The 15,133-nt window shown below is 69.5% G+C and carries 11 protein-coding genes; 2 read left to right on the top strand and 9 right to left on the bottom strand.

The window, feature by feature from the left end; genetic code table 11:
• Nucleotides 1-2: 2 nt before the first annotated feature.
• From AC3CF1_RS00325 to AC3CF1_RS00285, 9 genes are all read right to left on the bottom strand, one after another.
• Entirely contained in the window at nt 3-1,529 is a 1,527-nt protein-coding gene (locus AC3CF1_RS00325; protein WP_488449221.1) for an OmpL47-type beta-barrel domain-containing protein, read from the bottom strand.
• Nucleotides 1,530-1,537: 8 nt separating this feature from the next.
• Complete coding sequence (locus tag AC3CF1_RS00320) at nt 1,538-5,473, bottom strand: ThuA domain-containing protein (protein WP_488449220.1); 3,936 nt, start codon at nt 5,471-5,473, stop codon at nt 1,538-1,540.
• 18 nt (nt 5,474-5,491) lie between these two features.
• Nucleotides 5,492-6,496, bottom strand: coding sequence for a multicopper oxidase domain-containing protein (locus AC3CF1_RS00315; protein ID WP_088947765.1), 1,005 nt, complete (start codon nt 6,494-6,496; stop codon nt 5,492-5,494).
• A 296-nt stretch (nt 6,497-6,792) separates the two neighbouring features.
• Nucleotides 6,793-7,632: an amino acid ABC transporter ATP-binding protein gene (locus tag AC3CF1_RS00310; protein WP_328375333.1), complete on the bottom strand. Its 840-nt coding sequence runs from the start codon at nt 7,630-7,632 to the stop codon at nt 6,793-6,795.
• A 4-nt stretch (nt 7,633-7,636) separates the two neighbouring features.
• Nucleotides 7,637-8,431, bottom strand: coding sequence for an amino acid ABC transporter permease (locus tag AC3CF1_RS00305; protein WP_088947763.1), 795 nt, complete (start codon nt 8,429-8,431; stop codon nt 7,637-7,639).
• 76 nt (nt 8,432-8,507) lie between these two features.
• Entirely contained in the window at nt 8,508-9,326 is an 819-nt protein-coding gene (locus AC3CF1_RS00300; RefSeq protein ID WP_088947762.1) for a basic amino acid ABC transporter substrate-binding protein, read from the bottom strand.
• Nucleotides 9,327-9,500: 174 nt separating this feature from the next.
• Nucleotides 9,501-10,178: a hypothetical protein gene (locus AC3CF1_RS00295; protein WP_488449219.1), complete on the bottom strand. Its 678-nt coding sequence runs from the start codon at nt 10,176-10,178 to the stop codon at nt 9,501-9,503.
• Between the two features lie 144 nt (nt 10,179-10,322).
• Nucleotides 10,323-12,599, bottom strand: coding sequence for a catalase/peroxidase HPI (gene katG, locus AC3CF1_RS00290; protein ID WP_406084690.1), 2,277 nt, complete (start codon nt 12,597-12,599; stop codon nt 10,323-10,325).
• Complete coding sequence (locus AC3CF1_RS00285; protein ID WP_269458571.1) at nt 12,596-13,051, bottom strand: Fur family transcriptional regulator; 456 nt, start codon at nt 13,049-13,051, stop codon at nt 12,596-12,598. Before AC3CF1_RS00285 ends, katG begins: the two co-directional genes overlap by 4 nt.
• Nucleotides 13,052-13,250: 199 nt before the next feature.
• On the opposite strand from AC3CF1_RS00285, the gene AC3CF1_RS00280 reads away from it, so the two are divergent.
• Together AC3CF1_RS00280 and AC3CF1_RS00275 are read left to right on the top strand one after the other, a co-directional pair.
• The gene (locus tag AC3CF1_RS00280) at nt 13,251-13,658 is read left to right on the top strand and encodes a YciI family protein (protein ID WP_210792793.1); all 408 of its coding nucleotides are present in this window, start codon (nt 13,251-13,253) and stop codon (nt 13,656-13,658) included.
• Entirely contained in the window at nt 13,655-14,797 is a 1,143-nt protein-coding gene (locus tag AC3CF1_RS00275; RefSeq protein ID WP_488449218.1) for an RNA polymerase sigma factor, read from the top strand. Before AC3CF1_RS00280 ends, AC3CF1_RS00275 begins: the two co-directional genes overlap by 4 nt.
• Nucleotides 14,798-15,133: the final 336 nt, after the last annotated feature.

Raw genomic sequence — 15,133 nt, 5'->3', positions numbered from 1 at the left:
ACTCATGCGCCGACGTCCGATCGGGCCGCGGCCCGGACGATGGCGCCCTGCTGCCGCCGGTCGAGCGTTCCGTCGGCCACCAGCGCGGTGGTGACCGCCTCGACGTGCCGGACGAAGTGGGCGTGGCCGGGGTAGTCGGCGTGTTCGTCGATCAGATCGTTGATGGTGCAGCCGTCGCCGGTGTCGACGTTGCCGACCCCGGTGTCGTCACCGTCGATGACCACTGTGGCCCGCGTGTCGGACCCGGGGCAGGCGTCGGTGCCGTCGGCTACCACGGTGAACGACGTCGACTGCTCGGTGGAGGCGTTGCCCGCGGCGTCGGTCGCCCGGTACCGCAGGGTGTGCGCGCCGGTGGTGCGGACCGTGACCGGTGTGGCGTACGCCGTCCAGCCCCCGGTGTCGAGCGCGTACTCGACCGACGCCACACCGGAGCCGGCGTCGGTCGCGGTGACCGTGACGGTCGCGGCACCGACGTACGCGCCGTCGCCGTTGCGCTCGCCGGTCACCGTGGCGGCCACGGCCGGCGGAGTGTCGTCCTCCTCCGGCGGGGCGACGACGGTGAAGTGGGACATCTGCTCCGCCGAGGTGTTGCCGGCGACGTCGGTGGCACGGTAGTGCAGCATGTGCATCCCGGCCACGTTCACGACGATCGGATTCGTGTACGCGGTGAAGGCTGCCCCGTCCAACGCGTACTCGATGGTGGCGACACCGGATCCGGCATCGGTGGCGGTCAGCGTGGCGGTGACCGTACCGATGTAGTTGCCGTCGCCGTCCTGCTCGCCGGCCAGTGCGGCCGTGACCACCGGCGCGGTGGTGTCCTCCTCCCCCGGCTCGACGATCCGGAACGTCACCGAGCCGACCGCGCTGACGTTGCCATCCTGGTCGGTGGCCCGGAACTGCACCGAGTGGTCACCGATCGCGGTCACCCGCACCGGCTCGGTGTACGGCAGGAAGCTGGTGTCGTCGACCTGGTACTCGACGGTCTCGACTCCCGATCCGGTGTCGGTGGCCGTCACGGTCACCGTGGCCGCGCCCAGGTAGTTGCCGTCGCCGTCGCGGTCACCGGCCACGGCGGCGGTCACCGTCGGCGGCGTGGTGTCGTCGCCTCCGCCGCCGTCGGTGACCACCAGCTCACCGACCATCTGGCTGTGCCCCGGGATCGAGCAGAAGTAGCGGTACCGGCCCGGGGTGAGCGTCACTGTCGCCTGATGGCGGCCGTTGTTGGCGTCGAACGGGCTGGCCAGGATGTTCAGCGTGACGTCGTGGTTGTAGCCCTCGGTGCTGGTGTCGAAGGTCAGCGTGTGCGGCATCCCGATGGTGTTGCCGGTGGCCTCGCTGTTCTCCCAGATGATCGTGGTCTCGCCGGCCACCGCCTGGGCGGGTGCGGACTTGTAGCGGGTGATGTCGCCGTCGGCGGTCCAGGTCAACACCTGTTCCGCGACGCGCGGGGCGGCGGAGGCGGGCGTCGCGGCCCACGGGATCACCGTGAGCAGGAACGCCGCCAGCGCAGCCGTCAGTCGTCGGGTCATCGTCTCTCCTAGAGCTCGCGCACGCGGACGTTGCGGAACTCGGTCAGGTCGTTGTCACCGTGGTTCTGCAGGCCGATGAAGCCACGCAGGAACTGCCGCAGGTCCGTCGGCGGGTCGCCGGCGCGGGACGACTGCTTGCCCGGCGTGTTGTCGAACTCGTTGATCACCACACCGTTGCGGACCATCGTGTAGTGCTGCCCGACGACGCGGATCTCGTAGTCGTTCCACTGCTCCTTCGGGGTGACGCCGGCCTGGGCGAGCGGCACCGGGTCGAAGTTGTAGACCGAGCCGGTCTTCTGCGGCTCGCCGGTCTCACCGTCGTAGATCTGGATCTCGTGTCCGCAGTAGATCGCCACCCAGGCCTGCGAGGTGCGGGCCGATCCGACAGTGCCGCAGCTGCCCGGCGGGCGTTGCTCCAGCGGGATCCGCGGGTCCGGGAAGCGGGTGAAGACGCCGGTGTTGGCTCGGCCGGTGCCCGGTGCGATGTCGCGGAACTGGACCTTCAGCGAGAAGTCGCCCAGTTCCTTCGTGTGCCAGAGCATGCCCAGGCCGCCGCTGGAGCGCAGCGACCCGTCCGGCTGGATGGCGAACGAGCCCGTCGGCGCCTGCTCCCAGCCGCGCAGCGACTCGGCGGTGCCGTCGAAGAGCGGCTCGTAGCCGGTGCGCCCGTTCCGACCGACCTCCGACGCCGCAGCCAGGCGGGTGAGGGTGCCGGACTCCCGGGCCGTGAGCAGGTCGTCGTCCTGCAACGCGCGGGTCACCGCGCCCACGTGTCGGACGAAGGCGTCGTGGTCGGCCCAGGTGCTCTCGTCGTCGATCAGGTCGTTGATCGTGCATCCCTGCCCGACCGGGCGACTGGGCACCCCGGTGTCCGTGTCGTCGAGCCACACGTTCTGCCGGCTGTCGGGCACCGCGCAGCCCACCGTGACCGTGCTCTGCACCGTCGCGGTCTCACCGTCGGCGTACGTGACGGTCAGCTTCGCGGTGTAGGTGCCGACAGTGGCGTACGTGTGCCGGGGGTTCGCCTCGGTGGACGTGGTGCCGTCGCCGAACTCCCACCGGTGGCTGACGCCGCCGGAGCGGGCGCCGTCGAAGGCGATGGTGAGCGGCTTGTTCTGCACAGCGACCGAGTTCGCCGCCGGCACCGGGGTGGGCGCGCCACCGGTGTAGGTGATCCGGATCAGCTTCTGGTTGGGGTGCAGGCTGAAGAAGCCGCCGCCGTAGTCCAGCAGGTAGAGCGCGCCGTCCGGGCCGAACTTGGCGTCCATCCAGCTCTGCAGCCGGGCGTCGCCGTTGCCGCCCGGGATGATGGCGCGCAGGGACTCGGCGTACACCGGTGGGGTGGCCTGCGGCACGCCGGCCGGGTCGACGGTGACCGCTACCCGGTTGGCGGCGTTGGACTGGTCGCCGATGAACCACTTACCGTCCCAGTGCTCCGGCCACGCCACACCGCTGGTGGTGTCGACGAGTTCCCGGTGGTATGTCGGGCCGGACATGATGGCCTGGCCGCCGCCTCGCAGGTACGGCTGGGTGTAGGTGGCGTCGGCCGCGACGTAGGTCGGCAGGCCGCTGCCGTCGGTCCGCTTCGGGAAGACCGGGCCGCCGCCGTCGGGCGAATACCAGATCATGTTGTCCCGGGCGGCCGGGATGTCCACCAGACCGGTGTTGCGGGGCGAGGTGTTCTTCAGGTTGTCGCAGTCGTACCAGCCGGTCAGCACCGTCGCGTCGGTGCTGCTGCGGTCCCGGTACGGCTGCCGGTTGCCCATGCAGTACGGCCAGCCCTGGTTACCGGCGGAGGTGATGATGGTGGCCGTCTCGTACTTGGCCGGGCCCAGGGTGGGGCTGGGCGACGAGGCGTCCGGGCCGACCCAGCCCGCGGTCAGCCACTGGTGCACCGGGTCGATCTGGAGGCGGGCGATGTTGCGTACGCCCATCACGTAGATCTCCGGCCGGGTCTTCTCGGTGCCCGGTGGGAACAGGTTGCCCTCCGGGATGGTGTACGTCCCGTCGGCCTCCGGGTGGATCCGGATGATCTTGCCGGCGAGGTCGTTGGTGTTGCCCGAGGTGCGGCGGGCGTCCTGGAACGAGATCCCCTGGTACTCCTGGGTCCAGTTGTTGCCGGAGTAGCCCTGCGACCCCTCGGAGGAGTTGTTGTCGCCGGAGCCGACGTAGAGGTTGCCCTTGGCGTCGAACGCCATGCCGCCGCCCGCGTGGCAGCAGCTGTGGACCTGCACCGGGAACTGCAACAGGTCCTTGCGGGTGCTCTGGTCGATGGTCTGCGCCTGGCGGTCGTAGGTGAACCGCGAGATGGTGCGCTGCCCGACCCGCTGCACCCGGTCGACCGACTCGTGCGGCATCCAGTAGACGTAGAGCCAGCCGTTGTCGGCGAACTTCGGGTCGGGCACGATGCCGAGCAGGCCTTCCTCGTTCTTCACCAGCTCCGAGCCGCTGCCCCGGTTGCCCATCACCTCCAGGGTCGTGAGCAGTTTTGCCTGCTTGGTCCGTGGGTCCCAGGAGTGGATGGTGCCGCAGCCCAGGCCGACCTGCGGGTTGTTCCAGTCCGCGATCGGGCCGCTCGGGCAGGCCGCCTTGCCGACGTAGAAGACCGTGCCGTCCGGCGCGATGGTGAGCCCGTGCGGCTCGCCGATCTGGTCCAGTTGCCCGGTCTGGTTGGCCGCGGTGAGCCGCTCCACCTTGTAGTTCGCGGCGATCGTGGCCTGGCAGTCACCGCGTACGCGGCCGGTGGTCCAGTTGAGAGCCCCGGTGAGGTGCGTGCGGAACGCCTCCTCGCCGTAGCTGCCCTCGGTGTGGCCCATGCCGGTGTAGAACGACCGGCCGCCGTCGTAGTCCCGGCACCAGGACACCGGGTGGAAGGCGCCGTTGGCGGCCGCTCCCGGGTTGTAGTGCCGCTCCTCGACCTGGGCGAGGGTGTGCACCGTGCCGATCGGGTTCGGGTCCCAGTTCTCCCAGCGGTCGGAGCGGGTGATGGTCAGCGGCAGCGACGCCGTGGCCGGGTGTTTCCGGTCCAGGATGTCGATCACCGCCCGGTTCACCGCGGGCGGCTCCGGAGCGGTGGTGCTGCCGGTGAACAGGCGCAGGTCGGCGAGTTGGACCAGCGGTTCGCCGCTGTTCGCTGTGACGTTGAGCCGGTAGCGCGTGAACTCCTGCGGGGTGGCGATGTCGAACCGGCGGGTCTGGTACCGGTCCGGGAAGCTCTGGCCGGTGCGCCGGTCCAGATCGGTCCAGGTCTGGCCGTCCGTGGAGCCCTGGAGGGTCCAGTCCTTCGGGTCCCGGCCGGAGGAGTCGTTGGCCGACGTCAACGCGTACCCGGTGATCCGCTTGGCTGCGCTCAACTCGTACGCCACCCAGGCGGTCGGGGTGCGGACGAGCCACTTCGTGTTGGCGTCGCCGTCGGTCAGCTTCTCCTTGGTCTCGTTGGGTGGGTTCTCACCACTGGCGGTCACCCGGGCCACCGGCTCGGCCACCGGGATGGCGCCCGCCGGGCGGGTGCCGATCAGGCCGGTGAACCAGGTGGAGTCGACCTGGGCGCGGGCGGCGTCGGCGATGCCGACGAAACCGCCGCCGGCCTTCATGTAGCTCTGCAGCGCCGACTCCTGGTCGCGGTTGAGCGCGGCTCCCGTCGCGGAGAGAAACACCACGCTGCGGTACGCGGACAGCTTGGCCGTGGTGAAGACAGCGGGGTCCGTGGTGGCCGTGACATCGATGTCATGACCGGCAGCAAGCTGTTTGATGGTGTCCACCGCACGGGCCACCGGGTCCTGCTGCTCGGCTACCGGCCCGTGGAACACGAGGACGGCGGTCCGCTGCGCCTGCACTGCCTGCGGGGCGGCTGCCGGTGGCGGCGCGGCTGCCGCCGTCGTCGCGGGAATCAGTGTCGCGAAGGCCGCTACCGCGGCAAGGGCTCGTCGTATTTTTCTGGTCATCCCCGTCCCCACTTTCGGTTAACTTCCGTGCGTGTGGGTGTGGCCCTGGAACCGGTGGATCGCCTCCTCGGCGCCCGGTGGCATGCTGCCGTCGGCGTTGCGCACCAGGAAGATCCCGGCCATGCCGCCGTCGGAGTGGGTCTGCACGTGGCAGTGGTACATCCACGCCCCGGGTCCGACGCCCTCCCCGGCCAGCACCTGGAAACCGAACGAGCTGCCCGGGTTGAGGTCCTTGTTGTCGACGACCAGGCTCGGGTCGCTCGGGCCCTCCAGCATTCCGGTGCGGTTGTCCGCCCAGCGGTGGGCGTGCAGGTGGAAGGTGTGGAACAGGTTGCCGTGGCCGATGGCGATCCACTCCACCCGCTGGCCCAGGTTGGCCTCGAACATGGGCGTGGCCGGCGCCATCCGATTGTTGATCATCATGTCGTGGAACACGACAGTGAACTGCTTCTCCGGCAGGATGTCGCCACGGCGCCGGACGATCAGCGCCCCGTACAGTCCCTTCGCGACACCGGCGGTGCCGTGGTCGGTGCCCATCGCGTGATCGTGGTAGTGCCAGTAGCCGGCGCTGCCCGGCATGTACCGCCGACCCGCCGCGGCCACCATCTCGTGGGAGCGCCAGACGTACGTCCGTGTCTCACCGGGATTGTTGAACGAGGCGTTGAACGGGCTGCCGTCGGACTCGGTGCTGTAGTCCACCCCGTGCGGATGGATGGACAACCGCTGGTCGGTCGTGTTGACCAGGGTGATCTCCAGGGTGTCGCCCTCGTACATCTCCAGCAGTGGCCCGGGCACGGTGGCCTGACCGGGCGCGAGGCCGTAGCCGAACAGGTTGCCGGGCAACTGCTCGGCGTAGATGGTGATCTTCTTGGTGACGCCGGCGGCTGCCCGGGCGGGGCTGCCTCCGAACGCGGTGCCGATCGTCGGGGCGGACGCGCCCAACGCCCCGGCGGCGAGCGCGCCGGTGGCGATCAGCGATCGGCGGGACAGGTGGCGGTGGGAGCCAACGGCGTGATCGTCCATGGGTCTCCGTTCCCAACCGGGCGAAGACGCGACGAGGACAGGGTGCATCGACCCGAGCACGGGGGCGGTAGCACGACTGAGGGTGAGGCTCGTCGCGAACTTTGCTCGGAAGACTCAAGACTTTCGGTGGATGACAGCAACTTATGTAATCCATCGACGAAAGTACAGGGTCTGGTTGCAAGAAGATTACCTTGACATCACGACGGCCGTCGATTGACATGAAGCTGACACGAGGCCGCCAGAACGACGTCGGGCCGCCTCATCGCTGAGGCGGCCCGACGTACAGGATCAGTTGGTCAGAGGTTGTGGCGGTCGTCAGCCGGCAGGCCGGGGGCCTCCGGCGGCTCGGGCGACTGGTCGGTCTGACCGAGCTGGGCGACCCGGGTCGGGTCGAGGACCCGGGAGAGGAACGCACGGGTCCGCTCGTGCTTCGGGGCGCCCAGCACCTCCTGCGGTGGCCCCTGCTCGACCACCACCCCACCGTCCATGAACACCACCCGGTCGGCGACGTCGCGGGCGAAGGCCATCTCGTGGGTGACCACCATCATCGTCATGCCGTCCTCGGCCAGTTTGCGCATGACGGTGAGCACGTCCCCGACCAACTCCGGGTCCAGCGCGGAGGTGGGCTCGTCGAAGAGCATCACCTTCGGCTCCATCGACAGCGACCGGGCGATGGCCGCCCGCTGCTGCTGCCCACCGGACAGCTGCGCCGGGAACACGTCGGCCTTGTCGGTCAGCCCGACGCGTTCCAGGTTGGCCCGGGCGACGCGCTCGGCCTCGGCCCGACCGCGCTTGAGCACCCGGCGCTGCGCGATGGTGAGGTTGCTCAGCACGGTCAGGTGCGGAAACAGGTTGAACGACTGGAAGACCATGCCGATGCCGCGGCGTACCGCGTCGACCTCGACATCCGGGTCGGTCATCTCGACCCCGTTCACCCAGATCCTGCCGGCCGTCGGCTCCTCCAACAGGTCGACGCAGCGCAGCAACGTCGACTTGCCGGACCCGGACGGCCCGATCACGCAGACCACCTCACCCTGGCCGACCTCGAAGTCGATGCCCTTGAGCACCTCGAGCGGCCCGAAGGACTTGTGCAGGTCGCGGATCTCGATGGCAGGGCGGGATGGAGTCGTCGTCATGCGGTCACCGGGCCTTGGCGTAGCGGAGTTCGAGGCGACGTACCACCTGGGACAGGGGCAGAGTGATGATCAGGTAGGCGAGGCCGGCCACCAGCAGCGGGGTGGCGTTCACCCGGTCGTTCAGCATGTCCCGACCGAACTTGGTGATCTCGATGGTCTGCGCCGTCACGCCCAGCACGTACGCCAGCGACGAGTCCTTGGTGAGCAGGATGAGCTCGTTCGTCAGCGGCGGGATCACGATCCGGAACGCCTGCGGGATGACGATCGTGCGCATGGCCGTGAAGTGCGACATGCCGAGGGTGCGCGCCGCCTCCATCTGCCCCTTGGGGACGGCCTGGATGCCGGCGCGGATGGTCTCGGCCATGTAGGCCGCCGCGGTCAACCCGAGGCCGATCGCGATCGAACCGAACACCCCGCCCGGGATCTCCCGCTCCGGGAAGGCGATCGGGATGCCGTACCCGACGAGGAACAGCACCAGCAGGGCGGGCAGACCCCGGAACAGCTCGATGTACGCCGTCGCCACCCAGCGGTACGGCGCGACCCGGGACAGCCGCATCAGCGCCAGGATGGTCCCGAACACGAGACCGAAGGCGAACGCGCCCAGCGTGTAGAGGATGGTGTTGCGCAGCGCCACGGTGATGATCGTCGGGAACATCGACTTGATGATGTCGACGCGGAAGAACGCGTCGGCCAGCCTGTCCCAGTCGGCGGCGAAGAGCACCGCGGCGATGACGGCGATGAAGACCAGGTACTGGAGCCCGAGGGACAACCGCTCCCGCTGGCGGCGTCGCAGCTTCACGTTCGCTCGTTGCCTTCCCGGAGATTACCGACACGGAGGGCGCGCGGGGCGCACGCCCTCCGGTACCACGCGATGATCAGGCGCTCGGCCGCTTGCCGATCCACTTCTCGTAGATCGTGTCGTACGTGCCGTCCTGCTTGGCCTTGGCCAGCACCTCGTTGATCTTCTTGAGCAGCTCCGGGTTGGCGTCCTTCTTCACGGGGAAGCCGTACTGCTCGCCGGTGTCGAACTCGGCGGAGACCTCGAACCCGCCCGGGTTCTTCTTGAGGTACTCGCTCCAGACCGGCAGGTCGTTGATGGCGGCCTCGACCTGGCCGTTGGCGACGGCCTGCTGCAGGGCGGCGAGGTCCTCGAACTCGACGAGCTGAAGGCCCTTCTCCGCCTCGAACTTCTTGGCGTAGTCACGACCCGTGGTGGCCGCCTGGACGCCGAACTTCTTGCCCTTGAGGTCGTCGAGCGACTTGTACGGCTTACCGGTCTTCACCAGCAGCGCCTGGGTGGCGTCGAAGTACGGGTCGGAGAAGTTCATCACCTTCTGCCGTTCCTCGGTGATCGTCATGCCGGCGGCGGCCGCGTCGCACTTGCCGGTGTTCAGGTCCTGGCCGGACTTGATCCCCTCGAACGGGGTGTCGATGATCGTCTGCTCGACACCCAGCTCCTTGGCCACCAGGTCCATGATCTCGACGTCGAAGCCGGTGACCTTGCCGCTGGCGTCCTTCGACTGGAACGGCGGGTACGGCAGGTGGGTGCAGACGGTCAGCTTGCCCGCCTCGACCAGCTTGACCCCGCTCGCCTGGACCTCGCTGTCGTCCTTCTTGGCGCAACCCGCGCTCAGCGCGAGGGCGGCGATGGCCGCGACGAGACCGGCCCGACGGACGGCAGTTGGGAACCTCACGGCTGTGTCCCTCCGATGCGGCTTCCCTTGCACAGAAAGCCAATCTGGTTCATAGACTTTGCGATAAGCGACCGTACCCGATCCGGCCGACCACTCCCAGATCTTGAGCGGCCGTCCGGCGGCCACGGCAGCAGCGCCCGCAGTCGAACCAGACATCAAGCAGCAAAGCGCCGCTCAGCCGCCGGTCCCCTCGGGCGCCCCGTCCGGCGTGAGCGCCCCCTCGTGGGAGTCTGTGTCGAGGAACACGTGCTGATGGCCGTGCCCGGCGTCGACGCTGACCTGGTCGAGCTGGGTCGCCGCGACAGACCACATCGTCACCGCCTGGGCCGCCTGTCGCGCCGTGACGGCCAGCAGGGCCGCACGCTGCGCCGCAGGGACGTCGACGGCCAGCGCGTACGCGTCGACGGCCAGCGACGCCTGCTGGATCGCCGCCCGCAACCCTCCACGCGCCACGTTGGTGGCGGTGGTGCCCGACGGTGGGTCAGCGAACGGCTCGGCTGCCTGGCGCATGATCTCCTGCCATTGGCGCGCCTGGCCCGGATCCGGCGCACGCCCGGCTGACGTCTCCGTCTTGATGGCGGCCAGGACGGGGGCGATCTGGTCGCGGACGCGTCGAGCCGTCCCGGTCAGCTCCAGGATCTGCTGAGCGTCCCGCTTCGCATCGGCCTCCTGGATGGTCGCGATGGCCGCCTCGGTGGCGTCCGGGCGACCCACCTGGTAGCCGACCAGCCCACCCAACAGGGCGGTGACCAGCGCGACCGCCCCCGCGACCGCCACGGAGCGTGTCGCGCGGCGATGGCGCACGTCGGCTTTGTCCGACAGGTAGGAAGGCCGGCCGGTGCGACGCGCCATCGCATCTCCTCACATCGATGGAGTGTGGGGCAACAGATTAGTCGCCTTTCCGGACGCTCGTCGACAGTGGCGCGGGTGGCGTGAACGCCGACGAGCCCCGGCCAATCACTGATGGATTGACCGGGGCTCGTCGGTGTCAGGCGGTCAGGCGATGTCGAAGCGGTCGAGCTCCATGACCTTGGTCCAGGCTGCCACGAAGTCGGCCACGAACTTGTCGCGGGCGTCCTGGCTGGCGTAGACCTCGGCGAGGGCCCGCAGCTGCGAGTTGGAACCGAAGATGAGGTCGACCGCGGTGGCGGTCCACTTCACCTCGTCGGTGGCCAGATCGCGGATCTCGTACACGTGCTCCTCGGACTTCGACGCGCTCCACCGGGTGCCCGGGGACAGCAGGTTGGCGAAGAAGTCGTTGGTGAGCACGCCCGGCCGGTCGGTGAGGACACCGTGCTGGGCACCAGCGGTGTTGGCGCCGAGGGAACGCAGGCCGCCGACCAGGACGGTCATCTCGGGCGCGGTCAGGTTGAGCATGTAGGCGCGGTCGATGAGCAGCACCTCCGGCTGGGTCTTCTCGCCGGGACGCAGGTAGTTGCGGAAACCGTCGGCCCGCGGCTCGAGGACCCGGAACGACTCGACGTCGGTCTGCTCCTGCGTGGCGTCGGTGCGGCCCGGCCGGAACGGCACTGTCACCTCGACGCCGGCGTCACGCGCCGCCTTCTCGACGGCTGCCGAACCGGCCAGCACGATCAGGTCGGCGAGCGAGATCTTCGCGCCGCCGGCCTCGTTGAACTCCCGCTGGATGCCCTCCAGGGTGGTCAGGACCGTCGCGAGCTGCTCCGGCTGGTTGACCTCCCAGTTGCGCTGCGGCTCAAGACGGATCCGTGCGCCGTTGGCGCCACCACGCTTGTCGGTGTAGCGGAAGCTCGCGGCGGACGCCCAGGCGGTGGAGACCAACTGGGCGGTCGTCAGACCGGACTCCAGGACCTTCGCCTTGAGCGCGGCGATGTCGGCGTCACCCACGAGCTCGTGGTCGACGGCCGGCACCGGGTCCTGCCACAGCTGCGGCTCGGCCACCCACGGCCCGAGGAAACGCTCGATCGGACCCATGTCGCGGTGCAGCAGCTTGTACCACGCCTTGGCGAAGGCCAGCGCGAACTGGTCGGGGTTCTCCAGGAAGCGGCGCGAGATCTTCTCGTACGCCGGGTCGACACGCAGCGACAGGTCGGTCGTGAGCATCGTCGGCTTGTGCTTCTTCGACGGGTCGTGGGCGTCCGGGATGATCGCCTCGGCGTCCTTGGCGACCCACTGCTTCGCACCGCCCGGGCTCGTGGTGAGCTCCCACTCGTAGCCGAACAGGATCTCGAAGAAGCGGTTGCTCCACTGCGTCGGCACGTCGGTCCACGTCACCTCGAGCCCGCTGGTGATCGTGTCACCGCCCTTGCCGCTGCCGTGGGTGCTCAACCAGCCCAGGCCCTGCGCCTCCAGCGGGGCACCCTCGGGCTCCGGACCCACGTGGTTGTCGGCGACGCCGGCACCGTGGGTCTTGCCGAAGGTGTGGCCACCGGCGATGAGGGCGACGGTCTCCTCGTCGTTCATCGCCATCCGGGCGAAGGTCTCGCGGATGAAGTGCGCCGCCGCGAGCGGGTCGGCGTTGCCGCGAGGCCCCTCCGGGTTGACGTAGATGAGACCCATCTCGGTCGCCCCGACGCCAGCCGCCATCTCCTTCTCGGAGGCGTAGCGCTCGTCGCCGAGCCAGGTGTCCTCCGGGCCCCAGAAGATCTCCTCGGGCTCCCACACGTCCTCGCGACCGAAACCGAAGCCGAAGGTCTTGAAGCCCATCGACTCCAGGGAGACGTTACCGGCGAGCACGATCAGGTCGGCCCAGGAGATCTTCTGGCCGTACTTCTGCTTCACCGGCCAGAGCAGCCGACGGGCCTTGTCGAGGTTGGCGTTGTCCGGCCAGCTGTTCAGCGGAGCGAAACGCTGACCGCCGTCGCCGGCTCCACCGCGACCGTCCTCGATGCGGTACGTGCCGGCGGAGTGCCAGCTCATCCGGATCATCAGGCCGCCGTAGTGGCCGAAGTCGGCCGGCCACCAGTCCTGCGAGGTGGTGAGGGCCTCGGTGATGTCGCGCTTGAGGGCCTCGACGTCGAGCTTGGCGAACTCCTTGGCGTAGCTGAAGTTCTCGCCCAACGGGTTGCCCTTGGACGAGTGGGCGTGCAACACCGAGAGGTCGAGCTGGTTGGGCCACCAGTCCCGGTTGGTGCGCGGACGACCGCCGGTCTTCGGAGTCGGCGAGTCGATCGCCGGGTTCTCGCTCTCGCTGCCGTGCGCGGTCACCGAGTCGTGCGCGACCGGGCAGCCGGCCGCTGCCTTCTGGTCCACGCCCTGCGCACTGGTGGGGCCGTTGTCCTGGGTGTCGCTCATGTAATTCCTTCCGAGCTTGCGGATCTCTGGGGCGTGCGTTCGGTCGCGCAGTCGGGACAGGTGCCCCAGTAGACGACCTCCGCCTCGTCGACCACGAAACCATGGTCGTCGGAGGCGGTGAGACAGGGAGCGTGGCCGACGGCGCAGTCGACGTCGGCGATGGCGCCGCAGGAGCGGCACACGATGTGGTGGTGGTTGTCCGCGACCCGGGACTCGTAGCGGGCGGTCGCCCCGGCCGGCTGTATGCGCCGCACCAGACCAGCGTCGGTGAGCACCCGCAGCACGTCGTACACCGCCTGGTGGGACACCGTGGGATGATCCGCCCGGACCAGCGCGATCACGGCGTCGGTGCCGACGTGCGGGTGGTCGCGCAGCGCCGCGAGCACCGCCAGTCGAGGCCGGGTCACCCGCAGCGAAGCGGCCCGCAGTTGCGCCTCGAAGTCGGACATCACCCGACGAACACTAGCTCACTATTTTGGAACGAATCAAGTTTCACGCCCATCCCGCGCCACCGTGTCCGACCGGTTCCACCCACGCTCCTGAGCCAGAGTAAAAATAATCCGGACGGCCATGTCGAGAACCGGCGACCCGCTCCGTCCCCGGGGTGAAGGCGGCCACGAAGGGCCTCACACCCGCACCGAGGAGAAGACGATGGCGAAGTACCTGCTGCTCAAGCACTACCGCGGCGCCCCGCGCGGGGTCAACGACGTACCCATGGACCAGTGGACGCCGCAGGAGATCACGGCGCACATCGCGTACATGAACGACTTCGCGGCACGGCTCGAGCAGACCGGCGAGTTCGTCGACGGTCAGGCCCTGGCCCCCGACGGGGTGTTCGTCCGGTACGACGGTGAGGGCCGCCCGCCGGTCACCGACGGCCCGTTCGCCGAGACGAAGGACCTCATTGCCGGCTGGATGGTGATCGACGTCGACAGTTACGAGCGCGCCGTCGAGCTGGCCGGGGAGCTGTCCGCCGCCCCGGGAAAGGACGGGAAGCCGATCCACGAGTGGCTCGAGCTGCGCCCGTTCCTGACCGAGCCGCCCACCATCACGGAGTGAACGAGGCACTGATCCGGAGCCTCACGCCGAGTGTGCTCGGGGTCCTCGTCCGCCGCGGAGCTGACTTCGCGGCGGCCGAGGACGCCGTACAGGACGCGCTGGTCGAGGCGGTCCGCGTCTGGTCGGCCGACCCGCCACGGGACCCGAAGGGCTGGCTCGTCACCGTGGCCTGGCGACGGTTCCTCGACGCGACCCGAGCGGACGCGGCCCGCCGTCGGCGTGAGGACCTCGTCGACGAGGAACCCCCGCCCGGCCCCACCCCGACGGTGGACGACACGCTCCAGCTCTACTTCCTGTGCGCCCACCCGTCGCTGACGCCGTCGTCTGCGGTCGCGCTCACGCTGCGCGCCGTCGGCGGGCTGACCACCCGCCAGATCGCCCAGGCCTACCTGGTGCCCGAGGCGACCATGGCGCAGCGCATCAGCCGGGCCAAGCGCACCGTCTCCGGAGTGCGGTTCGACCAGCCCGGTGACGTCACCACCGTGCTGCGCGTCCTCTATCTGGTCTTCAACGAGGGCTACTTCGGCGACGTCGACCTCGCCGCCGAAGCCATCCGGCTCACCCGGCAGCTCGCGGCCGCGATCGACCACCCCGAGGTGGCGGGGCTGCTCGCCCTCATGCTGCTGCACCACGCCCGGCGCGCCGCCCGGAGGGCGGCCGACGGCAGCCTGGTGCCGCTGGCCGAGCAGGACCGCGGCCGATGGGACACCGCGTTGATCGCCGAGGGCGTCGGAATCCTCCAGGCGGCCCTCGCCCGGGACCGACTGGGCGAGTTCCAGGCCCAGGCCGCCATCGCGGCGCTGCACGCCGACGCGCCCACCGCCGGGGAGACCGACTGGGTGCAGATCGTCGAGTGGTACGGCGAACTCGCGCTGCTGACCGACAGCCCGATCGTCCGGCTCAACCGCGCGGTCGCCGTCGGCGAGGCCGACGGCCCGCGCGCCGGTCTCGCGGCGCTCGCGGCACTGGACGACGCACTGCCCCGCTACACGGCGGTCGCGGCCTACCTGCACGAGCGCGACGGCAGCACGGCGACGGCGGCGCGGCTGTACGCCGAGGCGGCCCGCAACGCCGCCAACCTGGCCGAGCGCGACCACCTGACCCGCCAGGCCGCGCGGCTCAACGCCCTCCGGAGCTGACCGGGCTCCTGCCTGCCTCGCACCCTTTTGACCGCCGGGTGATTGCGGTCCGGAAAGTCTCCGGAAGTTCTCAGCAGGTTCTTCTAGCGTTCTCGTCGACCGACACAGCTCCCAGGGAGAGCGTCTCGGCTTCTGATCGACTACTGACCTGGATAGACACCGCTCCCATGGCAGACGGCCGGTCGTCGCGACGTTGCCAGCGTGTTTCCGGAAATTGTTGACAAGTCGACGGCCGGGTTAATACGGTCGCCATCGACGGCGCTCAATTGCCGTCAGCACCAGTCACCGCGACCCACTCCTCCGGTCGTCGCGCAGGACGACCGGCCACCACCACGC

This window comes from Micromonospora sp. MGP-C2 (assembly GCF_057766525.1).
The sequence above is the reverse complement of the archived record's forward strand: the minus strand, read 5'-3'. Positions and strand labels throughout refer to the sequence as shown.

Coding starts and splice junctions, on each gene's coding strand:
- AC3CF1_RS00325 (WP_488449221.1), bottom strand. CDS start 1,529: ATGACCCGACGACTGACGGCTGCGCTGGCGGCGTTCCTGCTCACGGTG.
- AC3CF1_RS00320 (WP_488449220.1), bottom strand. CDS start 5,473: ATGACCAGAAAAATACGACGAGCCCTTGCCGCGGTAGCGGCCTTCGCG.
- AC3CF1_RS00315 (WP_088947765.1), bottom strand. CDS start 6,496: ATGGACGATCACGCCGTTGGCTCCCACCGCCACCTGTCCCGCCGATCG.
- AC3CF1_RS00310 (WP_328375333.1), bottom strand. CDS start 7,632: ATGACGACGACTCCATCCCGCCCTGCCATCGAGATCCGCGACCTGCAC.
- AC3CF1_RS00295 (WP_488449219.1), bottom strand. CDS start 10,178: ATGGCGCGTCGCACCGGCCGGCCTTCCTACCTGTCGGACAAAGCCGAC.
- katG (WP_406084690.1), bottom strand. CDS start 12,599: ATGAGCGACACCCAGGACAACGGCCCCACCAGTGCGCAGGGCGTGGAC.
- AC3CF1_RS00280 (WP_210792793.1), top strand. CDS start 13,251: ATGGCGAAGTACCTGCTGCTCAAGCACTACCGCGGCGCCCCGCGCGGG.